Below are 23,651 nucleotides of genomic sequence, written 5' to 3' on the forward strand. Positions count from 1 at the left end.
CACTCAGCATCCCCAGCGACTGAAGTTCAGCGAATCTCCACCTGGAAGGCCGGCGACGCCCAGCCCTGAGGACGGGTGGCCATACCATCAGCCAAGGGGGCACCGCCGTAAATGACCTGCTGCGCATCACCGTACTGCAACCAGGTCCGGGTAGGCATGGTCCCCTCGCCGGGCTTGCTGTAATCGCAGACACCCTGCGGGAAGATCTCCGCCACCTGGTCCGCGAAAGCCTGCGGATCCACTACCGTGGGGTAATCCGCCGGATCCACCGGTTTCAGCTGGCATTTGTTGGTCAGGGTCTGGATGCTGTCACCGGCCACGGTCCGTGGCGTCCCGAAACGGGTCTGCACCACGGTCTGTTGCAGGCTCAGAACCGGATCGCTCAACGGTGCCAGCAACTCACCCAGGGTGCCCAGTAACTCACCCAGCACCGGCAGCTCGGACACCACCGGCAGCGCGCTGATATCCAGGCCACACACCTGACCGGTGAGCGCATCCACCACCACCCCGGCTTCCGCCGGTGCCGGCGGCAGTAGGGACAGATCCAGCCCAGGCAGGATCGGGTCCGGGTACAACAGATTGCCGGTCAGCGGCACGATGGGACCTTCAGGGCCGAACAGGGACGACACGGAAAGGCACCGGTCGCGGGCATAAACCGGCTTGTTGGCGATCACCTTTTCGGCCACCGGCGTGGCCGTGGCATCCTGCTCGATGCCGGACAGCCACAGGTCCATGACCAGCAGGGCTTCGGTGGTGAAAACCGAATCGCCAAACAGCGGCGCCGGGCCATACCAGATCACATGGTTATCGGCGTGACCCTGGGTCTGCTCCAGCCGCGCACGCATCTGCCAGGAATGGTAGGCATCATGGGCAATGCCCGGGTCAGGGCCACGCAGATCAATGATCGGCACATTGGCCAGATGCTCAGCGGTGTTGATGGCGCCGGTCCGATAGGCATTTCGCAAGGCTTGCGGGTCAGCCACGGTGCGCTCGGCCTGATAGTCGATATCCACACTCAAACCGCCGATTTCCCGATTTACCCTGAGAAACTGTTCGCCGCTGATCACCCCGTTCTGCAATGCTTTCAACCCATACTGGACGCCCACATTATCCAGCGGAATACCACCAAAACCGCGACCGAGCAGCTGTTCATTGCGGGTCCATACCGACGGGTCACGGGGGCCAAACTGGTTGATCATGTAATCCAGCAAGCCGCAACGCAGTCCGTCCGGCTGCGACTCGGCGTCATAGACCGCCACCCCTTCCTGCAGACCCGGACAATCTTCCTGGTCCGGGTAGGCGGACGGGAAGAATGCCAGGTCGGAGACCACCGGATTCAAGGGCAAGTGGCCATAGAAGGCGGACCACTGCGCGGCCGGAATCACCCCGGAAGTCAGCAGCGAGGTAACCACCTCCTGAAACCCTTGCGGATCGGTAGGCAGCTGGTTGCCGAAGTAATTACTGAGCAGGTTGTAGTCCGCGAACTGGGTGGCGGTGGTCCAGACATCCGGGTAGGAGCATTGCACGATCAGTCCCTGATAAATGCCCGGGTAGGCATTGGCCACGTGGTGCTGGGTAATGGAACCACCGGAACAACCGGTGCCGATGGTGTAACGGATTTCCCCATACTGTTCGATGATCCGCTCTTTCCCCATCATCAGAGACTCCGCCGCGGTTGCCAGATTGGCGTTATGCCCCAGGTTGGCCTGGGCCGTGGACAGGGTAATGAACCCCCGCGCCAGGGCTGTAGTGATGCTGTCACCCAGCAACAGCTCGGCGCCCGCGGGGGCAGTGCCGGCGATATCACCACGGGGCACCTCCCCCATGCCATAACTGACGCCCACGTTACCGCCATGATGAATCAGCAGCTTGCCGTTCCATTGCGGTTGCGGGTCCAGGGCGGTCCAGGGCTGATCCGGTTGATAGAGCGTCATGATCAGGTAACGGTCACGATTCATGACCCCTTCTTCCATGCGCACGATAAAGGGCATTTCCATGCCTTCATCCGTGGTAATGCGCGCAATGCTGTCATCGGCAGGCGGATTTGCCGGGTCGTAGGGCTGGAAGGCTTGCGGCAAGCCGGGGTTTTCCGGATCAAAGTTGGTCAGCAGGTTTTCCAGCTTGTTGGCCGGCACATACTGAAAGGTGTATTCCGGCGGCTGATTACACTGGGCATCCACCGCCTGTTCATTGGTGCACTGCCAGGGCTGCAGCTGGGGCCCGGAAAACACCGGACCGCCGCTGGGGTGGTTGATGATCTGTCGCTCCAGCACCGACGCATCGGCCAGCACCACGGTGACCGTGTTGGCCCCCAGCGCCATGCCTTCCAGCAAGCCCTTGAGGCTGCCCTCGCTGGTTGCCGTCAAGTGCTCGGTCACCTCCCGATCGCCCAGCATGACCTTTGCCCCGCTCAACAGGGCGCTATCGTCAGCCGTAATTTCCACCAGCGCATCACCGCCGCTGATCAGGTCCGCGCGATTGGACAGCACACGGATATCGCCTTCCCCCGCCTGCGGCGTTTCGGGAAGGTCCGGATCGGGGGTATTCGGAACCGGATTACTGGCCGCCGGCGACGACGACGAACCGCCACCACCACAAGCCGCCAACAGGGCTACCAGGACGGCCGCCAGCAAACGAGACAGGGATTTCATGGGAGACTCCAGGCCGGCGCGCTGACCGGCTTATTGTTATTAACATCAGTGTTAACCCATTCTCGAGGACCGGGGGTCGAGTTACTGTTGATGTGCGGTTGCGCGATAGTTAACAGGAGGGGACATTCTTTGCAGAATGTTGCACGAATGTACCACAGAATGATCCGCCAAGGTTCAGCCCCACGAGCCAGGCTGTTAAGGTAGCCGCAACCGCTGGATGGACCGCCCATGATCCGACTGAAACTTGCCCTGCTCTTGCTGCTGGCGCTGATCGCCTGCACCGCCCTCTGGCACCGATACAAACCCCTGCCGGACGGTCTCGCCCAGGAATCACCGCTGCTCCCTGCCATGGGGCTGAATCTGCTGGTGGATGACACCTGGGAAACCGCCGATGGCGGCCGGGGCATGCGTCAGCGCATTTTCGACGAGGCCCTGCGGTTGATCGAACAGGCCCGGCAACTGGTGGTCGTGGACATGTTCTTGTTCAACGCCTTTCAGGGCGCCGATGATGCCAGTTACCGGCCCCTGTCCGAGCAGCTGACCCGGGCACTGGTGGCCAAGAAACAGCAGCAACCGGATCTGCCCGTTGTCCTGATCACCGATCCCATCAACACCCTCTACGGCGGCCTGCACAGCGAGCACCTGGAGCGCCTGGAAAACGCCGGGGTGGTGGTGGCCACCACGCCCCTGCACCGGTTACGCGACTCCAATCCGAGCTGGTCCGGGATCTGGCGGATCTGCTGTCAGTGGCTGGGCAACAGCAACGAGGGGGGCTTGCTGCCCAACCCCATGGGGCCCGGCCAGGTCACCCTGCGCAGCTACCTGACCTTGCTCAATTTCAAGGCCAACCACCGCAAGACCCTGGTGGTGGATGAAGTCGACCGGTGGACCGCTCTGGTCACCACCGCCAACCCCCACGATGCCAGCAGTGCCCACAGCAATCTGGGCCTCACTTTCCAGGGCCCGGCCGTGGCGGAACTGCTGGACAGCGAACTGGCGGTGGTTCGCATGGCAGGCGTTCCGCTCCCGGATCTGCCCCCCGTCCCCACCGGCCCCACAGCGGACACCACCGCCGCCCAGCTGCAGGTACTCACCGAGGGCGCCATCCGCGACGCCCTGCTGGCCGCCGTGTCCCGCAGCCAGCGCGGTGAAGCGCTGGATGTGTCGGTGTTCTACCTGTCCCACCGCCCCCTGGTGAAGGCGCTATTGGCAGCCCATGAGCGAGGCGTTGCCGTACGCGTGTTGCTGGACCCCAACAAGGATGCGTTCGGCCGCCAGAAAAACGGCATCCCCAACCGCCAGGTGGGCGCAGAACTCCATGCAGCGGGCATTACAGTGCGCTGGTGCAACACCCAGGGCGAGCAGTGCCATACCAAGATGTTGTTGCGCAGAGGCGCTGAACGCTCGGAAGTGATCATCGGCTCCGCCAATTTCACCCGCCGCAATCTGGACAACCTGAACCTGGAAAGCAGCGTGCGGGTGCTGGCGAAAACGGATCACGCATTCATGGTGAATGCCCGATCCGCCTTTGCCAGACGCTGGGACAATCGTGACGGGGAGAAGCACAGTACCGATTACGGGGTGTACGCGGACGAAGCAAGCTGGAAGTACTGGGTGTACCGGGTAATGGAATTTACCGGGTGGAGCAGTTTTTAGGGCAAAGGCGATTTTTTTACCACAGAGGGCACAGAGGACACTGAGGAAAAACAAGGCGCGTTCTTTGTAATCGCAAAGGCCCCAGTAGGAGCGCCGCTTGCGGCGCGATTCCATACGCTGGGTTATCGCGCCGCAAGCGACGCTCCTACAGAAAACGAGGATCTATTCCGTCGCCGGGGATTCTTTCACCGGGCGGTTGCGGTGCCAGTCGAGGCCAGAGACGGCTCCATTGATCAACCAGGCGGCGGCAACCAGGCCGCCGGCCATGGGCCAATCCCAGGTTTCCGGCAGCAGGTCGGTGCCGGGTACAAACACCAGGAACAGCACGGTCTCCAGTACTGCCAGCAACAAGGGGGCCGCCAATCGAGCCGGGTAATGCAGCTCAATGCCCAGCCAGCGCAGAACGGCGCCGCCCATGCCAAGGCCAAGCCAGATAACGATCAGACCACCAATAATCACTGCCACCGTTAACGCTCCTGTTCCTGTTGTCCGTAGAGTGCCTCACGGCCGTGCCGGACCGCCATGCCTTCGCGCACTTTTTTCGGCAAGCCGCCCACCACCAGGGCGTAGGAATGGTCGATCATGCGCTCGATTTCCCCGCGCGGGATGGAGCCATCCAGCTTGAGGGTATTCCAGTGTTTCTTGTTCATGTGGTAACCGGGAGTCACCGCCGCGAAAATATCCCGCAGCGCCTGGGCCTGGTCCGGGTCGCACTTGAGATTCATGCGCCCTTGGCCCTGCTCTTCACTCAGCGTCGCGAACATCTTGTCACGGACTTTCATGACCGCCACATCCGGCCCAAAGGGAAAATCCTTGCGCGCTTCCGGCTTGCTCAGCAGGTAGGCTTCAGCGGCTTTTACGTCCATGATTCCGGTGTCCTGGTTGGCCGGCCATTGAGAAACCGTCGCCTGTCCGTGTCGCGTTGGCAGCAACGGCCATGGAGATGATACCGCCCCTGTTACCCACCGCCTACCGCACAACCGGTCGTTTGCACCGGAACAACAGGTGGGCACTGATGAGCATGTTGCCCGGGCCCCGGGCGCATCCGCCCAATAAAAAACCCCGGCGGGTAGCCGGGGTCTTGAGCTTCGACAGTACCCTTGTGAGGTGGGGCCGAAACAGGCCGAGAGTTTACCCGCTTGCGGAAAGGATCGCGACAACCCGGCAGCGGGGAATACCCGGGTTAATGAAAAATAATGTCACGCGATGAGCAGCCTCGCGCCATGAAAGCCATGCTCAATACACCACCGCAAGCCCATTGGCGCCCCGGAACTGGCACGCCGCAGGCTCGCGATGGGGTTGGCATGCGCCCTGTTATCAGGAAATTTCCCGGGTTTCGCGGAACAGAATCTCCGGATGGCGTTCCTGGGCCAGCTGCAGGTTCACCCGGGTCGGCGCCAGATAGGTCAGGTGACCGGCGCCATCGCGGGACAGGTTGTCATAAGCTTTGCGTTCAAAGGCCGCCAGCTCTTTATCACTGTCGGCTTCGATCCAGCGGGCAGTGGCCACACTCACCGGCTCATAGCGGCAATCCACGCCGTATTCGCCTTTCAGCCGCGCAGCCACCACATCGAACTGCAGGGTGCCCACGGCGCCAAGAATCACGTCGTTGTTACGCAGCGGGAAGAACACCTGGGTGGCCCCCTCTTCCGCCAGCTGGGTCAGTCCCTTGTGCAGCTGCTTGCTCTTCAGCGGATCGTTGAGCACCACGCGCTGGAACAGTTCCGGGGCGAAGTGGGGAATACCAGTGAACGCCAGCTCTTCCCCTTCGGTGAAGGTGTCCCCGATCTGGATGGTGCCGTGATTGTGCAAGCCGATGATATCGCCGGAGAAGGCCTCATCCACGTTGTCCCGCTCACCGGCCAGGAAGGTCAACGCATCGGGGATACGCACGTCCTTGCCGGTGCGTACCTGTTTGAGCTTGATCCCTTTCTGGTACTTGCCGGAACAGATGCGCATGAAGGCAATACGGTCCCGGTGACGGGGGTCCATGTTCGCCTGGATCTTGAACACGAAACCGGTCATCTTGGGTTCGTCGGCGGCCACCGTACGTGCGGTGGCGTCCCGGGGCTGGGGCGGCGGCGCCCAGTTCACCAGACCATCAAGCATGTGATCCACACCGAAGTTGCCCAGGGCGGTACCGAAGAACACCGGGGTCAGCTTGCCGGCCAGAAAACGCTCCAGGTCGAATTCGTGGCTGGCGCCCTGCACCAGTTCCAGTGTCTCGCGCAGTTCTTCCGCGTAGTCCGCGCCGACGGCCTGGTCCAGCTCAGGATTGTCCAGCCCTTTCACTTCGCGCACGTCCTGCACGGTGTGGCCCTGGCCCGTCTTGTAGAGAACGGTGGTGTCGGTGAGCAGGTTATAGACGCCCTTGAAGCTCTTGCCCATACCGATGGGCCAGGTCACCGGGGCACACTCGATCTTGAGCACGTCCTCGATTTCATCCAGCACTTCAATGCCGTCGCGGACATCCCGGTCCAGCTTGTTGATGAAGGTCAGGATCGGCGTGTCACGCAGGCGACACACTTCCATCAGCTTGACGGTCCGCTCCTCCACGCCCTTGGCGGCATCAATCACCATCAACGCCGAATCCACGGCGGTGAGGGTGCGATAGGTATCTTCGGAGAAGTCGGCGTGGCCGGGGGTATCCAGCAGGTTGACCGTGGCCCCCTTGTAGGGAAACTGCATCACCGAGGTGGTCACGGAAATGCCCCGCTCCTTCTCCATCTCCATCCAGTCGGAGGTGGCGTGTTTTCCGGACTTCTTGCCCTTAACGGTACCGGCACTCTGGATCAGGTTTCCGTACAGCAGCAGCTTTTCGGTAATGGTGGTTTTACCGGCGTCCGGGTGCGAAATGATCGCGAAGGTGCGGCGCTTGGCCACCTGGTCTTGCAGGCTCATGGGGTTCCGACTCTGACTGGATATTTGCGAGGCGCGAGTATAGCAGCCTTGCGAATCCGTATCAGCGGGTAGCACCGCGCTGTCAGACGATACCGGAGCCTTTCAGCTGGCGCTGGCGCATCAGCAGATAGAGGGCAAAGCCCACCGCAACCCCGGGCACCACCCCCAGCAGCAACGCCAGCCAGCCACCGCGAATCTGGTAGCGCTGGCGCTCGAAGATCACCCAGATGGCAAGCACCACCCAGCACAGGATCACATCGGTGGCGTAACCTGCGGCAAAGGGATTCACAAAACCGCCGGCAGCAGCGGCAACAATATCCGGATTGGCCAGCAGCGGCGGGATAATCAGTACGGCAAACACCACACAAAAGCCCAGGGCTACCAGCAATAAAAGTCGACGAAACAGCTTCTCTGACACAGACTCAGTCCTCGCAATGGCCATCCTTGATCACTCTATCCTTGAGGATTTCCCGGAGGGTGTCCACCTTTCCAAAACGATACTTCAGAGCTGACCGAAAGCAGTGCTAGAGTGTCGGTTCCAGAACCACAAGGATGCCCGGCCATGTCTGTTTATCTTCGCGCTTTTTCTGCCCTCCTCCTCGCCACCCTGCTGGCGGCCTGCAGCCGTACTCCGGATGCGGGTGATGCCCGTAAAGCGCTGGAAGTGGAACTGGACAACGCTCATCTGTCCGGCCTGCTGTCGGTGACCGATGTGGAAAAGCGCAACGGTTACGATGACGGCGACGGCCGCTACACCCTGGAGGTGGATTACCAGCTGAAAGCCAGAGATGACCTGAGCGGCTATACCGACAAGATCAAGGGCAATGAAGATCTGTCCGGCATGGATCGCTTCGCCATGATCATGACCCTCAGCGCCCTGCGCATGGAGCATGGCAACTTCAAGAAAGGCGACACCTTCCAGCGCCAGCGGGTAATTACCTTCCGGGACTCGGAAAACGGCTGGATGCCGATTCAGGAGTAAAGGGAAGCTGTTCGAATCGCACCTTGCCTGCTGTAGGAGCGGCTCTCGAGCCGCGAACCGAGCGGAGCGAGGCGACAAAGATCAAGGTCTGACCACCATTCTTTCTGGAACCTGTCGAGCCTTGAGATTCCTGATCGCCCAGCGGACGATTTCCGCGCAATCGCGGTTCGCACCTCAAGAGGTGTTATTCGCTTCGCTCACCCTTCGGGCCGCACGGAACTACGTGCGTTACTCCGCTACGCTCCGTTCCTACAGCGGCTTCGTAGAAATGACGAGATCTCGGGAACTTCCCAACCTTTCCCTATCCAACCAGCGTAGCTCGTAGCTAACTATTTATGTTCGCCGGAGAGCAGGCACTGCATCAACACCGCGTTCTCGTGCCCTTCCCCCTTGCGGTAGTAGTTCTTGCGCACGCCGCAGATTTCGAAGCCCAGCTGGCGGTAGAGTGCCTGGGCGCTTTGGTTGCTTTCCCGTACTTCCAGATAGACCACGGTCATGGCATCAGCGCGGGCGGCGTCGAGGGCCTGTTGCAGTAATCGCCGGGCGATGCCATGGCGCTGCCAGGCCGGGGCTACTGCGATGTTGAGCACATGGGTTTCGTCGAGGATTCGCGACAGGATCAGAAAAGCCGCCGGGACATCATCCACGGTGGCCACCTGGCACAGATAATTGGCGTTACCCAGGCAATCGCGAAAGTGGGTGCTGCTCCAGGGGGTCAGCTGGACGGCGGCTTCGATGACCATAACCGCGTCCACGTCTTCCAGCTCCATGGCGCGGATGGCTGCCACGCGGGTCCGCTCACCCACCTTGGAAGCCATTTGCCTGCATGGCGTGCCAGCTGGCTTTCTTGTGCTGCGCCGGCTCCGCCAGCATTTCTGCCAGGCTGCTGACCACCAGCGCCGGGCGCCCCCCTAACTCGAAGGGTTGGTAGCGGGGCTGATCAAACAGCGCCTCACTGAGGGCCTCCGGCAAGCACAGCAATACCCGTTCGCCACCCGACTGTTCACACAGCCCGGAAATAAAAGCCGAAAGCGCCTGGGCCGCTTCTTCTGCGGGCATGGGCTGTTCGGTCAGCGGACAGAAGAAACGCCGCGGGCGCTGAGGGCGGGCCTGGAACAGGGCCAACAGGTTGGCCATCAGCGGTGCTTCAAAACGTCCCAGCCCCGGTGCCTGGCTGTCTTCCTGGGCGCACAGCAACCAGGTATCACCGCCAAGATGGGCCTCCAGGGTAAAGGTCAGACCCTTGCCTCTGGCGACTGCCGGTACGGATGGTGCCGGTTCCGGGGTATCGGTAGTGGCTTTGGGCGCCGATGGACTCTGCGGAGCTTCCTGAACCGGCGACTCATTGGCAGCAGGGGCCGCTGTCTGCGGCGAAGCCGGGGCAGGAGCGTCCTGAGCAGGCGCTGGTGATGCCACTGCCGCAGGCGGCTCTTCCTCGTCTTCCCAGTCCAGCAGCGGCGAGGACGCGGCACCGGGCAACGGCGCCCTGGCCACCCAGGGCGTTAACCCCAGGGCTTTCAGGTAATGCTGTCGCTGGGCTTCATTCATAGGGCGCTCCGCACCGGTCGGATGTCCAACCAGAGACTCATACATCCGCCGCCTGCGGGTGGGCCCGTTCCAGGCCCGCCGCAAAATGGTTCAGCGCATTCAGGTAGGCCTTGGCCGAGGCAGTGATGATATCCACATCGGCGCCGTGACCGTTGACGATTCGCCCGCCCTTTTCCAGCCGCACCGTTACCTCACCCTGGCTGTCGGTGCCGGCGGTAATCGCGTTCACCGAATACAACTGCAGGGTGCTGTGGCTTTCCGCCAGCATCTCGATGGCCTTGAAGGCCGCGTCGACGGGGCCGGCGCCGGTGGAGGTGGCCTCACGCTCCTGACCATCAATGGTCAGCACGATACGTGCTTCCGGGGTTTCGCCGGTGCGCGCCGTGGCTTCCAGCAGCACCAGTTTGAAACGCTCTTCTTCGGCGGCTTTCTTGGTATCGCTGACCAACGCCTGCAGGTCCTCATCGAACACTTCGTGTTTCTTGTCAGCCAGATCCTTGAAGCGCTGGAAGGCCTCGTTCATGGCCGCTTCCGACGCAAAGGTGATGCCCAGCTCGTCCAGGCGAGCGCGGAAGGCAGCGCGGCCGGAATGCTTGCCCAGCACCATCCGGTTGGTATGCCAGCCCACATCCTCGGCGGACATGATCTCGTAGGTTTCCCGGTGTTTGAGCACCCCGTCCTGGTGAATGCCCGACTCATGGGCAAAGGCGTTGGCGCCAACGATGGCCTTGTTGGGCTGCACCGGGAAGCCGGTGATCTGCGACACCATTTTCGAGGTGGGCACGATCTCTTTGGCGTTGATGCCGGTGTCCACGTTGAACAGATCCTGGCGGGTACGGACCGCCATGACGATTTCTTCCAGTGAGGCATTCCCCGCCCGCTCACCGAGACCGTTGATGGTGCATTCCACCTGCCGGGCACCGGCCTGGACTGCGGCCAGTGAATTGGCCACCGCCAACCCCAGGTCATTGTGACAATGGACAGAGAACACCGCCTTGTCCGCGTTGGGAATACGGGTGAGCAGCTTGCCGATGGTGTCACCGAACTGCTCGGGAATGGCATAGCCCACTGTGTCAGGAATGTTGATGGTGGTGGCGCCGGCATCGATCACTGCCTCGATGATACGGCACAGGAAATCCAGCTCGGAACGGCCCGCATCCTCACAGGAAAACTCCACATCCCCCATATGATTGCGGGCATGCTTCACCGCCGCCACCGCATGCTCGACCACCTGATCCGGCGCCAAGCGCAGCTTGTGCTGCATATGGATCGGGCTGGTCGCCAGGAAGGTATGAATGCGCCCGGATTCTGCCCCGGCCAGGGCTTCTGCCGCCCGGTCGATATCCGACGCCTTGGCACGGGCCAGGGAGCAAATGGTGGATTCGCGCACGGTGTCGGCAATGGCCTTCACCGACAGAAAGTCCCCCTGGCTGGCGATGGCGAAGCCGGCTTCGATCACATCCACCTTCATCCGTTCCAGGGCCTTGGCGATACGCAGCTTCTCGTCCTGATCCATGGTGGCGCCGGGGCTCTGCTCGCCATCGCGCAGGGTGGTATCGAAAATAATCAGGCGTTCTTTGCTCATCGGGGTCTCTCTCTGGCGGGTGAGCCATCCAGCTCACCGAGCTGTAGGAACTGTGCTGGCAGGGCGAACAACGGTGGCCAGTTCCCTGCCACTCGGTTGCCAACCCGAAGCCTCTTCGCCATGCGAGCATGGCTCCTACGGTGATTTGTCGTTGGGGTTTCCCTGAATTCTACACCAGTCGCAGGGTGCGCAGCACGGCCTCGCGCAGGGCTTCACCGGCCTCTCGCCCGGCAATCCCCTCCGCCAGCCGGATCTTTTTGCCATCCACCTCGGCGATCAGCGTCATGTACTCGGTGCGGCGGCCATTGGTGGTGCTGCTCATGCCGGTCTTGAGCACGACCTGCTCCGCCCTCAGCAGCTGTCCCTTGCGGGTAAACAGGGGCACACCCAGCCAGCGGCGCAGGCTGCGCACTTCTCCACCGCGAATCCACACATCCAGTCCGCGCCCCAGCGTAAAGAGGGTGCTGCCGACAATGGCATAGCCGATCAACCCGAAGATGCCACCCATAAAATACAGCATGAAACCCTCGCTGGCGGCAGCGATAAACAGCCCAGTGCCCACGGCGGCGAAAATACCCCCAAACACCAGTAGCGCCAGCTTCATGCCCAGGTGTCGGCCCGGACGACTTTCCAGGTGCAGACCCTGGCCGGTCTGCGCCACCCGGATCTGTTCGTTGGCGGACTCCAGCGCATCCACCTGACGCTCGCGCTGGTCGGCCATGACATGGGACTCCGGCAGACGGAAACGGCTTTCCCCCTGCCCTGCCACCACCGGGATATCCCAGCTGCGTTTCAGCTTGCGCTCTTCTACCCTGCCCTCCAGCTCTACGCGCCAGCAGATATAATTGCGGCCACTCCCGGAGGTCGGCGGCTGCTCCGCCGGCACATCGAAACAGAACAGAATATCGCTGCCTTGCTGGGCGGGCTGGCAAAAGGCCCGCTGGTCAATCTGCCAGAGAATGTCTTCCACGGTCTTGCGGTCCTTGCCGCTGCCGCTTTCCCGGCCACGGATACAGCTTAGCCATACGTCCATGTCCGTCTCCCGGGGCAGTGCCTTGCCCAGGCGGATGACGCCACCCACCTGCCCCCCGGCATGTCCCGGTTCCGGGTCCAGTTCTAGGGGAGTGGGGCCGAAAAACCGGTAATTACTGCGCATTTTCAAGCCTGCCCAGGCAATGCCGGCGCCCACGGCGGGAAACAGCAGCACCATCAGAATCGCATAGTCACCCCGGCTGACCTTGTCCCAGACGGCCAGATACGCTGGCGACGGCAGCAGGATGAAAATGGCGCCAAAGCCCACCAGAAACCAGTGACCGGATTTCTCATTGCTGTGGTACTGGCCGCCATCTGCCAGCTCGGCCTTGCCCTTGCTGTCCCGGTTAAACAGAAACATCAGGCCGCCGCCCACCAAGGCAAAGACACCACCGAAGGCCAGGCCAAACACCAGTGACCCCCAACGCAGAGTGCGATCCAGAAACGCCTCGGACGGATTCGCCGGGTTGACCCAGGCCAAGACGGTGCGTCCGTGGGTGCGAGCCGACTCCAGACGGCGGGCCAGACGCTGCCAGTAATCGTCGAAATTATCGCTGCCGCCATACTGGCTCACCGTATCGCTGGCGTAGCTTCGCCCGTTATAGTCATAGCGGTAGCGGGCGCTGACGCTGTAAGTGGTGGAACCGTCAGAATAACTGCGATTGAGAGTACTGCTAAGCACGGTGGCCGGCACCCTGTCCCAGCTACTGGAATGCCAGTATTGAAAGACGGGTTTGAGTCCCACAAAGAACATCACCGCCAGGCCTGCCACCAGGAAAACCCCGGGAAACAGGATGGTCATACACCCTGATGCCTTATCGTCTTTCTGCCCGTCCTGTTCTGTTTTTTCTGCGGTATTCGACACCGGTGATTCCCCCAAACAACAATACTCCGGCCAGGGCACCGTACAGGTGGGCATTCACATAGACCCGCCCGTCGATCCAGCTACGGAGATAATCCACGTCATAGCCTGCCTGCTGCTCAGTGACAATGCGCCCGGCGATCACCAGTAACACCAGCGAATGCAACCAGGGGTTCCCCCGCCAGCCGAGTAACAGACAGAAAACCAACAAGCCATGAAGGATACCGGAGAGCCCCACATAGTGCTGCAAACCGGTATCCAGAAAATACAGCGCCAGACCGGTTGCCAACCCACAGAACAGCAGCCAGCTCCAGAAACGCGCTCGATCCAGCAGGTCCGTGAAGAAATAACCGCACAGCACCAGCCCGGCCAGATTGAGCAGCATATGCCAGTGATTGAGATGCACCAGATGGCAGGTCAGCAGCCGCCAGATCTGACCCTGCTCGATGGCCCCACGATCAAACCCCAGCCAGGGGTTAACCCATGCATGGGCCAGACCCAACACCACCATGAGGATCACCATCAGGGCGAAGTGCAGGCGGAGTTTGTTGTCTCTGGGTTGCATGGAGGTACCGGCTGAAAGAGAGCAGACATTATGGGGAGGCGGCAATAGAAGGTGCAACCCAAGCCGAGCCCCAACAGCCTCCCTGTAGGAGCGTCGCTCGCGGCGCGATAACCCAAAGTCTGAAAATACAGATTTACCACAGAGCGCACAGAGATCACCGAGCAAACCTGTTCTTTTACTCGGTGATCTCTGTGCGCTCTGTGGTAAAAGTGCTTTTGGTCCAGAGCTGGTTATCGCGCCGCGAGCGACGCTCCTACGGTGGGTTCAGGACAGATGCCCCATAAAAGAAAACCCCGCACAAGGCGGGGTTTTCTGTGGAGCGTGTGACGAGGGGGATGATTTACATCATGCCGCCCATACCGCCCATTCCACCCATGCCGCCCATATCCGGGGCGCCACCGCCGTTTTCTTCCGGCTTGTCCGCCACCATGGCTTCGGTGGTGATCATCAGGCCGGCGATGGAGGCCGCTGCCTGCAGTGCAGAACGGGTTACCTTGGCAGGATCCAGGATACCCATTTCCAGCATATCACCGTATTCACCGGTGGCCGCGTTGTAACCGTAGTTACCTTTGCCGTTACGCACTTCCTGTACGATCACGGAAGCTTCAGCGCCGGCGTTGTAGGCGATCTGACGCAGGGGCATTTCCAGCGCACGGAAAGTCAGGGCAATACCGGCGTTCTGCTCGTCGTTGTCACCCTTGATGGTGCCGACGTTGGCCAGAGCGCGAACCAGGGCCACACCGCCGCCCGGTACCACACCCTCTTCTACCGCCGCACGGGTCGCATGCAGGGCATCGTCCACACGGGCTTTCTTCTCTTTCATTTCAATCTCGGTGGCCGCACCGATCTTGATCACCGCAACACCGCCGGCCAGCTTGGCCACGCGCTCTTGCAGTTTTTCCTTGTCGTAGTCAGAAGAAGAGTTCTCGATTTCCTTGCGGATCTGCTCCACGCGGGCATCGATATCAACCTGCTGGCCAGCGCCATCAACAATGGTGGTGTTTTCCTTGTCGATGTTCACTTTCTTGGCGGTACCCAGATCTTCCAGGGACGCATTTTCCAGGCTCAGGCCCACTTCTTCGCTGATCACGGTACCGCCGGTGAGGATGGCGATGTCCTGCAGCATGGCCTTGCGACGGTCACCGAAGCCCGGCGCTTTCACGGCGGCGCACTTGATGATGCCGCGCATGTTGTTCACAACCAGGGTCGCCAGCGCTTCGCCTTCGATGTCCTCGGCGATGATCAGCAGCGGCTTGCCTGCCTTGGCCACATTTTCCAGGGCCGGCAACAGCTCGCGGATGTTGGAGATCTTCTTGTCCACCAGCAGGATGTAGGGGTCTTCCAGCTCGACCTGCATCTTCTCCTGGTTGTTGATGAAGTAGGGGCTCAGGTAACCGCGGTCAAACTGCATGCCCTCAACCACGTCCAGCTCGTTCTGCAGGGACTGGCCTTCTTCAACGGTGATAACGCCTTCCTGGCCCACTTTTTCCATGGCCTGGGCGATGATTTCACCCACGGATTTATCGGCGTTGGCGGAAATGGTGCCCACCTGCTCGATGCTCTTGGTGTTGTCACACGGGGTGGACAGCTTCTTCAGCTCTTCCACCACGGCGGCCACGGCCTGGTCGATACCGCGTTTCAGGTCCATGGGGTTCATGCCGGCGGTGACAGACTTGAGGCCTTCGTTAACAAACGCCTGGGCCAGCACGGTGGCGGTGGTGGTGCCGTCGCCAGCTTCGTCGTTGGCCTTGGACGCCACTTCTTTCACCATCTGGGCGCCCATGTTCTCGAACTTGTCTTCCAGTTCGATTTCACGAGCCACGGAGACGCCATCCTTGGTGATGGACGGTGCACCGAAGGATTTTTCCAGCACCACGTTACGGCCTTTCGGGCCCAGGGTTACCTTGACCGCGTCAGCCAGAATGTTAACGCCTTTGGCCATACGTTGACGGGCTTCGTCACGGAACAGAATTTCTTTCGCCATGGTTCTTTTACCTCTGCAAATCTTTACCCCGGAATGGGGTGAATACCCTTGCGGGCGTTCGTGTTCTTTCTTGGCTCTCGTACCCGGTCTTCAGCGCTTAGCCTTCGACCACGGCCAGAATTTCGGATTCGCTCATGATCAGCAGTTCTTCGCCGTCCACCTTCACGGTGTTACCGGCGTACTGACCGAAGATCACCTTGTCACCGGCTTTCACGTCCAGCGGACGGACATCACCGCTATCGGTGATCTTGCCGTTACCCACCGCGATCACTTCGCCGCGGGACGGCTTCTCAGCAGCGGAACCGGGCAGCACAATACCGCCGGCGGTCTTGGTTTCTTCCTCTTCACGGCGAACCAGCACGCGATCATGCAAAGGACGGATGCTCATTTTTCCTTAAACTCCCAGTTTTAGTTCTGATGACATCCAAGCTCGCGGAAGCGAAGCTCGGCAGTCCGAATTAGCACTCTAACGAGTCGAGTGCTAATCATAGTAATGATGCCAGTGCAGTCAATAGGGAAAGTGACCTTTGAAAGCGCCTGTCCCGCGACCGCCTGCAGGACACAGGAGTGGGGCCGCAGCGTCAGGTTTCAAGGGGTGAGAAGAAAAATCCTTTGCCGGGTGGGGCAACCCTGGAGTGTCGTTTGCCGTTTTTGTGAGTCACTGAGCAATCCGGTCATTGGCCAGGCAGGGTCAGCCCACCATAATCCGGGCCATCGTGAACCGACATTGCAAGGAATCACCATGGATCTGAAGCAGAAAGTGGTTGTTGTCACCGGCGCCGGCCGCGGCCTTGGCCGGGGTATTGCCACCTACTTTGCCGGCAAGGGCGCCCGCCTGGCCTGCGTGGACCTTAGCCAGGAAGACCTGGACGCCACTGTGGCGGCCTGCGAAGCCGCTGGCGGTGAAGCCCGTGCCTACCTGGCCAATGTGGCCAAGGAGGAAGAGGTAGAGAAACTGTTCAATGATGTGGTGGCCGACTTCGGCACCCTGCACGGCGTGGTCAACAATGCCGGCATCACCCGCGATGGTCTGCTGGTAAAGGCCAAGGACGGAGAAGTGATCAGCAAGATGAGCCTGCAACAATGGCAGGCGGTGATCGACGTGAACCTGACCGGCGTGTTCCTGTGTGGTCGCGAAGCGGCAGCCAAAATGCTGGAGCTGGGTGTCGAGGAAGGGGTCATCGTCAACATTTCCTCCCTGGCTCGCCAGGGCAGCTTCGGCCAGAGCAACTATGCCGCCGCCAAGACCGGGGTGGTTGCCCTGGCCGAGGTGTGGGCGAAGGAACTGGCTCGCTACAACATCCGTACCGGCGCCGTGGCCCCCGGCACCATCAACACCGACATGCTGGCCGCCATGAAGCCGGAAGCCCGTGAACGCCTGATTCAGGCCGTGCCCCTGCAGCGTCTGGGTGAAGCGGAACACATCGCCCGCTCCGTGGCCTTTATTTTCGAGACCGATTACTTCACCGGCCGTTGTATCGATATGGATGGCGGGCTTCGCTGAGCTGCAAGCTGCAAGCTGCAAGCTGCAAGCCAGCATGGTGTGCTGGCCACACAAAAGGGCACGCCTTCGGGCCTGCCCTTTTGTCTTCTTTCATGTTTTCCTTGTAGCTTGAAACTTGTGGCTTGAAGCTGCCTTTATGGACCCTGCATTCCGAGACGCCGTCTACCAGATTGTTGCCGCCATTCCGTCTGGCACGGTGAGCAGCTATGGCGCCGTGGCCCGGCAGGCGGGCTTTCCCCGCCATGCCCGGTTTGTGGGTCGGCTGATGAGCCAGTTGCCCAGCGACACCCGTCTGCCCTGGCACCGGGTCTTGCGTGGAGACGGCCGGATAGCCCTGGCAGGCACGCCGGCAGGGGAAGAACAGGTACAGCGACTGCGCAACGAAAATGTCACCGTCCTGAGCGGCCGGGTACCCCGCCAGTATTTCCTGGGCCGGTAATGCCCCCCGCATCGCTCCTTGCGGACAAAGTGTCTATGATGAGCCCTTCGCCCATCGGCAACATCCGCCAAGAGACTTATGCCCCCACAATCGACCAGTTGGCAGCAATCCCTGAAAGCCTTCCTGCACCCCCGTGTAGTGACCATGTTCTTCTACGGGTTTTCTGCAGGCATTCCGTTACTCCTGATCTTCTCGTCGTTATCCTTGTGGCTTCGCGAGGCGGGCATTGATCGCTCCACCGTCACCTACTTCAGCTGGGCCGCGCTGGCCTATTCCTTCAAATTTCTCTGGGCGCCGCTGATTGACCGCTTACCCATCCCCGGCCTGACACGCTGGCTGGGACGCCGTCGCGCCTGGCTGCTGGTAGCCCAGGCCACGGTGGCCATTTCCGTCTTCAGTATCTCTCTGGTGGATCCCACACAACCCGGCGCGTTGAATCTGATGGCCTTTGCCGTGGTAATGCTCGGGTTTACCGCAGCCACGCAGGATATTGTCATTGATGCCTATCGCATCGAGTCTGCCGGGGCAGAATTACAGGCGCTGATGTCCTCGTCCTATATCGCCGGCTACCGGATAGGCATGCTCACCTCAGGTGCCGGCTCCCTGGTGCTGGCAAGCTGGCTGGGCTCAACCAGCGAGGCCTACAGTTATCCCGCCTGGCAAACCACCTATGCGTTAATGGCCCTAACCATGCTGGTTGGCGCCATTACCACCTTGATTATTCGTGAGCCTGACAATCCCAGAACATCGCCCTACCAGTACAGCAGTAGCCAATACCTGAAATTCCTGACCATCTTTGTGGCCGGTATTGCCACATTTATCAGCGTCTACGTCATGACCGCCGAGCTCGCCACGGCCCTGCGCACCACCCTGACTGACGTTCTCCACAATGGGGTCTTGTCCGGGCTGATCGTGGAGACACTTCGCCTTACCCTGGCCATTCTGACGGTTGCCATGGTGATCAAGGCCCTCTCGCTGACACCGTTGTATGAAACGCGTCTGGTCACCGAGAGCTACCTGGAACCGGTGAGAGATTTCTTCCAGCGTTACGGCAAACGATTGGCGTTACTGCTGTTGGTGTTTATCGGTTTTTACCGCATCTCGGATATTGTTCTCGGGGTGATTTCCAATGTCTTCTTTGAAGATATTGGCTTTACCAAAACCGAGATTGCCGGGGTGGTAAAAACCTTCGGGTTGTTTATGACCATCGCAGGCGGTTTTCTGGGGGGGCTGCTGGCGGTCAGACACGGGGTCATACGCGTGCTTTACCTGGGGGCATTCCTGACCGTGGCCACCAATTTGCTGTTTCTCTGGCTGGCCTACGCGGGCCACGATATCCGCATTTTGTATGCGGTGATCTCTGCCGATAACTTGACCGCTGGCCTGGCCAGCGCCGCCTTTGTGGCCTTCCTCTCCCAGCTGACCAATGTGTCGTTCACCGCCGTCCAGTACGCCATTTTCAGCTCCCTGATGACGCTCCTGCCCAAAACCATTGGCGGCTATTCCGGCAGCATGGTGGATAACCTGGGCTATCCCGGTTTTTTCCTGCTGGCCAGCCTGATGGGCGTGCCGGTGCTGGGATTGATCTATCTGATCCAGCGCCATGAGGCCTTCCGGCAGTAAGGCAGCGCCCCGACCCGGCAGGGAGACAGTATACTTTTCAATCAATTGACAAACCGGCTATAGTGGACACTTACAAAAAACAACAATAAGAACACACGGATGAGTGACTCGGAACTCGATATTCTGGTGGTGGACGATGCCCGCTTCTCGGCGGCGGTGGTCAATCGCACCCTCGCCACTGCCGGTTATACCCGCATTCGCCACGCCCACAGCGCCCAGGACGCTCTCGGCCAATTGACCGAACAACCCGCCGACCTGGTGGTGGCGGACTGGCTGATGCCCGGCATGGACGGCCTGGAATTGACCCGTCGCATTCGTCAAAACGACGAAGCCAGCAATCGCTACACCTATGTGCTGCTACTCACCGCCCGCGAAGGCGTGGCGGCCTTGCAACAGGCCTTTGACCAGGGCGTGGACGATTTTGTGTCCAAATCCGCCATGACCGAGCAACTGCATCACCGGGTGATGGCGGCAGACCGGATCATTCAGCGTCACAACCGCATACAAACCGACTACCAGCGCATGCTGACCGTAAACCGTCAGCTCAAACGCCACGCCCTCATCGATCCCCTCACCGGTTTCGGTAATCGCCAGGACGCCCTCCGCGCCCTGCAGAATACCCTCAAGCAGGCAGAAAAACGGGGCGGCGCCGCCTGCCTCTTGATGCTGCGCCTGGAAGACTTCGAGGCCCTGCGTGCCCAGCGGGGCGACAAGGTAATGCAGCAGGGGGTCCTGGCGTTCAGCCGGCGCCTGCGCCAGTCGGTGCGTCCCATGGATCATCTCTGCCGGTTGCAGACCGACCAGTTTGCCCTGATCACCTGGCAACCCCAGTTGAGCCATTGCGATCCCACCGGTTTCCGGCGCTTGTATGAAGGGCTCAACCACCGGGCCTACCAGACCGCTGCCGGCTTTCTGAGCTTGCAGGTAAGCATGGCAATCGCTGCCTCCGAAGGCCATGGCAGTGCCGAGCAGATGTTCGACCAGGCCCTGGTGGAGCTGGATCAGTCCCTCAGCGAACGACGCATTGTCTCGGCCACCGCCAACGTGTGACTTGACGCCGCCCCACCGCGTCCCGGTTTTGAGCGTCGACACCCGGTTCCCGCTTTCAATCTGATATTGCCGCTCACGGCCATCCGCCGACAACAATCTCCCCGATCTCTGTGCTCTCTGTGCCGGCTGTGGTACAAAACCATTCTTTGCGGTTGGACACCATGCCACACACTCTTCCCCACTGGTTTTTGCTCGGGGCCGGCAATATGGGCTCGCTGGCGGCCTGGTATCTGACCCGGGCCGGGCACCGGATCACCGTGATTCGTGACGCCACCGCCTCGCCATTGGAAAAAACGCTCTGGCTGCCGGACGGACAGCCGCACGCCTTTTCACTGCCTGTGCTGGCGCCTGCGGCCCTGCCCGACCGGATCGACCATTTACTGGTGGCCGTCAAAACCCCATATACCCGCCAGGCGATGGCGACCGTGGCTGACCGTCTCGATAACGGCACCCGGGTATTGCGTTTTCAGAACGGCATCGGCGCCCTGGACGGTTTATTGCCAGCGGGCTGTCAGCTGATGGAGGCGATCACCACCAGCGCCGTCAAAGGGCAACACCCCACCCATACCGTGGTGGCGGAAAATGCCACCTGGCTGGGTGGCAGCAGCCCCCTGCCTGACTGGTTTGCCACCCTGGCCAAACACTGGCCCCACCTGCACTGGGAGGACGATATCCGCCCGCGCCAGTGGCACAAGCTGGTCGCCAATGCGGTAATCAATCCGTTGACCGCCCTCCACGATGTGCCCAATGGCCGGGTGAGTGACGACCCGGCCCTGCGCGAACAGGCCCAGCAACTTTGCCGGGAAGCAGATCAGATACTGCAGCACCTGGACCCGGCATGGCCCGGTCATTCCATGGACAATGTGCTCGCCGTGGCCCGGGCCACCGCCGGCAACACCTCCTCCATGCGCGCTGACCGGCAACGGGGCGCTCCCACGGAGGTGGATGCCATCAATGGCTGGCTGGTGAAGCAGGCAGAGAAACTGGGCTTGGCAGTTCCCGCCAACAGGCAGGTGGTCACGGCACTAACGGTGCGCTAAAACCGTGACGAAATACCCGGTTCAAGAAGCGGCAACCAGGCTTTCCCGGTGGTCATGGTTTTGCTCTTCGAAACTCGCTTCTCGAACCTCGAACCTGAATGCCCCCCGCCCTACCCTTTCTGAGTCATCCCGACCGCTGCGGCTTTTACCCATCAGCACTGGAATTAGACGCGGTTTTTCGCCATCGTAGCGGGCACTTCTCTGGATTCGTGGAACACCGATGCAACCTCGACATCTTCTGGCCATAGGCCTGATTGCCTCCAGCGGCCTGACCCTGGCTGATAACGAAATCAAGGCGGTAAAAGTCAGTGGCGCCAGTCATCCCAGCCTGGCCGGGGAGCTGCCCACCGGCACCCTGACCCTGGACCGGGAAACCCTGGCCAGCATGCCCGCCAGCAACCTGACAGAAGTGCTGGATACCGTGGGCGGCCTGCAGGCCAGTCAGCTCTTTGGCATTAACGGCAGCGAGGCCAGCCTGGACCTGCTGGGCTTTGGCGCCACCGCCAACCAGAACACCCTGATCCTGCTCAATGGTCGCCGCCTCTCGAATATTGATCTGGCCAGCCCCTTCCTCAGTGGCATTCCCCTGGCCGCCATTGAGCGTATCGAGATCCTTCCTGGCGCGGGTGCAGCCTTGTACGGCAATGGCGCCGTGGGCGGGGTGATCAATATCATCACCCGCCGCCGCTATGAAAACAGCGCCGGGCTGGAAGTGAATGGCGGCAGCTATGGCACCCTTGGCGGCAGCGGCTATGCCACCGGCCAGCAGGGCAACCTGAGCGGCGCTGTGGCCATCAGCACCCTGGACAGCGACGGGTACCGGGACAACAACGCGGTGCGCAATCACAGCGCCTTCGCCGATGTGCGCTACCAGGAGGAAGGTATCGAAGCCTACTTCACCGCCAGCGGCGAAGACCAGGAACTGGGCCTGCCCGGCGGTCGCACCGACGCGCAATTTCGCAATGACCCACAGGGGACCGACACTCCCTTCGATGATGCCGAACAGGACAATTACTGGCTGATGCCGGGCCTGCGCATCGCCTTGCGCGGTAACACCGCGCTGACCCTGGAAGCCAGCAAACGCCGTCAGCAGCAGGCGTTTGAATACGTTTCCAGCGGCAGCGTGGGGGAAACCGTGGTAGAGAGCATCAGCGTCACCCCCAAACTGGAAGGTCAGCACACCACCGGTCGCGCAGTGCACAACTGGACCCTGGGTCTGGATCTGAACGAATACGACTACGACAGCCAGACCAGTTTCGGTGACCGGGAACTGGAACAGAGCCAGCGGGCCTGGTATCTGCACAACCTGGTCAGCCTGACTCCGAAACTGTCCGTCAGCGCCGGGGCCCGCAAGCTGGAAAGCACCCTTAGCGGCGAAGGACAAGACAAGGAGCAGGACGGCGAAATGTACGAGGGCGGGATTCGCTATACCTTCACCGGCAACCTGGCCCTGTTCGCCGGCGCCCAGCGCAGTGTGCGTATTGCCAATGTGGATGAACTGAGTCCTTTCAATCCCCCCATTGATCCGCAAACCGGCAAGGGCTACACCGCCGGGGCCAGCTGGTCCCAGGGACGTCAGCACTCCACCCTGACTTTCTGGCGGGCCGAGATCGACAACGAGATCGTCTTCGACCCAACCGTCGGTGCCTTTGGTTCCAACCGCAATCTGGATGACCGCACCGTGCACAAGGGCGTCAGCATCAACTCCCGCTGGCGGCTGGACAAGGACCTGATGCTGACCATCAATGCCAGCGCCCAGCAGGCCCGTTTCGACGGTGGCCCCTTCGACCGCAACGATGTCCCGCTGGTGCCGGAACAGACGATGCAACTGATTGCCGACTGGCAGGCCCTGTCCTGGCTGTCCACCCAGATCAGCCACCGCTATGTGGGGGATCGACGGTTCGACGGGGACCTGGACAACCGCTTCCGCAAACTGGACCACTACCGCACCACGGACCTGCAGCTGACTGCTCGCTACCGGGCCATGTACCTCAAGGCCGGGGTCTACAACCTGGAAGATCACCAGGTGGTGGATTACGGTAACTTCAGCAACACCACAAACACGGCCACGCTGTATCCGTTACCGGAACGTCATTACCGGGCCGCGTTTGGCGTGGAATTCTAAGGTCATACCCCAACCCCGTTGGAGCCTTGCACGCAAGGCGAATGAGGTTAACGCTTCGCCTTGCGTGCAAGGCTCCAACGGGAAAAGAGTGATACGCGCCCCCA

General features: G+C 60.9%; 20 protein-coding genes. 8 read left to right on the forward strand and 12 right to left on the reverse strand.

Going from position 1 to position 23,651, the window contains the following annotated elements:
- Nucleotides 1-26 precede the first annotated feature (26 nt).
- Nucleotides 27-2,651, reverse strand: coding sequence for a DUF6351 family protein (locus tag A3714_RS07855; protein WP_063525656.1), 2,625 nt, complete (start codon nt 2,649-2,651; stop codon nt 27-29).
- A gap of 228 nt (nt 2,652-2,879) precedes the next feature.
- On the opposite strand from A3714_RS07855, the gene A3714_RS07860 reads away from it, so the two are divergent.
- On the forward strand, nt 2,880-4,307 hold the full coding sequence (locus A3714_RS07860; RefSeq protein ID WP_063526941.1) for a phospholipase D family protein: 1,428 nt from the start codon (nt 2,880-2,882) through the stop codon (nt 4,305-4,307).
- Nucleotides 4,308-4,469: 162 nt separating this feature from the next.
- Here A3714_RS07860 and A3714_RS07865 read toward each other — a convergent pair whose 3' ends face one another.
- From A3714_RS07865 to A3714_RS07880, 4 genes are all read right to left on the reverse strand, one after another.
- Entirely contained in the window at nt 4,470-4,772 is a 303-nt protein-coding gene (locus A3714_RS07865) for a hypothetical protein (protein WP_063509063.1), read from the reverse strand.
- 2 nt (nt 4,773-4,774) lie between these two features.
- Entirely contained in the window at nt 4,775-5,173 is a 399-nt protein-coding gene (locus tag A3714_RS07870; RefSeq protein WP_062816767.1) for an MmcQ/YjbR family DNA-binding protein, read from the reverse strand.
- A 451-nt stretch (nt 5,174-5,624) separates the two neighbouring features.
- The gene (gene prfC, locus A3714_RS07875) at nt 5,625-7,208 is read right to left on the reverse strand and encodes a peptide chain release factor 3 (RefSeq protein WP_062816766.1); all 1,584 of its coding nucleotides are present in this window, start codon (nt 7,206-7,208) and stop codon (nt 5,625-5,627) included.
- Between the two features lie 82 nt (nt 7,209-7,290).
- Nucleotides 7,291-7,626 carry a DUF2834 domain-containing protein gene (locus A3714_RS07880; protein WP_063508896.1) on the reverse strand — a complete coding sequence of 112 codons (336 nt, stop codon included), beginning with the start codon at nt 7,624-7,626 and terminating at the stop codon, nt 7,291-7,293.
- A 144-nt stretch (nt 7,627-7,770) separates the two neighbouring features.
- Here A3714_RS07880 and A3714_RS07885 point away from each other — a divergent pair, with 144 nt between their 5' ends.
- Nucleotides 7,771-8,190, forward strand: coding sequence for a hypothetical protein (locus tag A3714_RS07885; RefSeq protein ID WP_063508897.1), 420 nt, complete (start codon nt 7,771-7,773; stop codon nt 8,188-8,190).
- A 329-nt stretch (nt 8,191-8,519) separates the two neighbouring features.
- Here the strand turns inward: A3714_RS07885 and rimI are convergent, their stop codons facing one another.
- From rimI to groES, 7 genes are all read right to left on the reverse strand, one after another.
- Nucleotides 8,520-9,008, reverse strand: coding sequence for a ribosomal protein S18-alanine N-acetyltransferase (gene rimI / locus A3714_RS07890; protein WP_063508898.1), 489 nt, complete (start codon nt 9,006-9,008; stop codon nt 8,520-8,522).
- Nucleotides 8,989-9,738, reverse strand: a complete 750-nt coding sequence (locus A3714_RS07895) for a hypothetical protein (RefSeq protein ID WP_063508899.1) — start codon at nt 9,736-9,738, stop codon at nt 8,989-8,991. Before A3714_RS07895 ends, rimI begins: the two co-directional genes overlap by 20 nt.
- 37 nt (nt 9,739-9,775) lie before the next feature.
- Nucleotides 9,776-11,323, reverse strand: coding sequence for a 2-isopropylmalate synthase (locus A3714_RS07900; RefSeq protein WP_062816762.1), 1,548 nt, complete (start codon nt 11,321-11,323; stop codon nt 9,776-9,778).
- Nucleotides 11,324-11,492: 169 nt separating this feature from the next.
- Nucleotides 11,493-13,157 (reverse strand): DUF3592 domain-containing protein, encoded by a 1,665-nt coding sequence (locus A3714_RS07905; protein ID WP_063508900.1) that lies wholly within the window; start codon nt 13,155-13,157, stop codon nt 11,493-11,495.
- A gap of 13 nt (nt 13,158-13,170) precedes the next feature.
- Nucleotides 13,171-13,782 (reverse strand): rhombosortase, encoded by a 612-nt coding sequence (gene rrtA, locus A3714_RS07910; protein WP_063508901.1) that lies wholly within the window; start codon nt 13,780-13,782, stop codon nt 13,171-13,173.
- Nucleotides 13,783-14,122: 340 nt separating this feature from the next.
- Nucleotides 14,123-15,766 carry a chaperonin GroEL gene (groL, locus tag A3714_RS07915; RefSeq protein WP_063508807.1) on the reverse strand — a complete coding sequence of 548 codons (1,644 nt, stop codon included), beginning with the start codon at nt 15,764-15,766 and terminating at the stop codon, nt 14,123-14,125.
- Nucleotides 15,767-15,863: 97 nt separating this feature from the next.
- Nucleotides 15,864-16,154, reverse strand: coding sequence for a co-chaperone GroES (groES, locus tag A3714_RS07920; protein WP_062816758.1), 291 nt, complete (start codon nt 16,152-16,154; stop codon nt 15,864-15,866).
- 354 nt (nt 16,155-16,508) lie between these two features.
- Between groES and A3714_RS07925 the strand changes: the two genes are divergently transcribed.
- The 6 genes from A3714_RS07925 to A3714_RS07950 all read left to right on the forward strand — a co-directional run bounded on the left by A3714_RS07925 (nt 16,509) and on the right by A3714_RS07950 (nt 23,547).
- Nucleotides 16,509-17,270 (forward strand): SDR family oxidoreductase, encoded by a 762-nt coding sequence (locus tag A3714_RS07925; RefSeq protein WP_063508806.1) that lies wholly within the window; start codon nt 16,509-16,511, stop codon nt 17,268-17,270.
- A 136-nt stretch (nt 17,271-17,406) separates the two neighbouring features.
- Nucleotides 17,407-17,709, forward strand: a complete 303-nt coding sequence (locus tag A3714_RS07930; RefSeq protein ID WP_063508805.1) for an MGMT family protein — start codon at nt 17,407-17,409, stop codon at nt 17,707-17,709.
- A gap of 78 nt (nt 17,710-17,787) precedes the next feature.
- A complete protein-coding gene (locus A3714_RS07935) occupies nt 17,788-19,332 on the forward strand; it encodes an MFS transporter (protein ID WP_063508804.1) in 1,545 nt (514 codons plus the stop codon).
- A 99-nt stretch (nt 19,333-19,431) separates the two neighbouring features.
- On the forward strand, nt 19,432-20,382 hold the full coding sequence (locus A3714_RS07940) for a response regulator (RefSeq protein ID WP_062816754.1): 951 nt from the start codon (nt 19,432-19,434) through the stop codon (nt 20,380-20,382).
- Nucleotides 20,383-20,543: 161 nt separating this feature from the next.
- Complete coding sequence (locus tag A3714_RS07945) at nt 20,544-21,422, forward strand: ketopantoate reductase family protein (protein ID WP_063525683.1); 879 nt, start codon at nt 20,544-20,546, stop codon at nt 21,420-21,422.
- 220 nt (nt 21,423-21,642) lie between these two features.
- Nucleotides 21,643-23,547 (forward strand): TonB-dependent siderophore receptor, encoded by a 1,905-nt coding sequence (locus A3714_RS07950; protein WP_063508945.1) that lies wholly within the window; start codon nt 21,643-21,645, stop codon nt 23,545-23,547.
- The last annotated feature ends 104 nt before the right edge of the window (nt 23,548-23,651 follow it).

Source organism: Alcanivorax sp. HI0007, assembly GCF_001635525.1.
Classification (GTDB): Bacteria; Pseudomonadota; Gammaproteobacteria; order Pseudomonadales; family Alcanivoracaceae; genus Alcanivorax.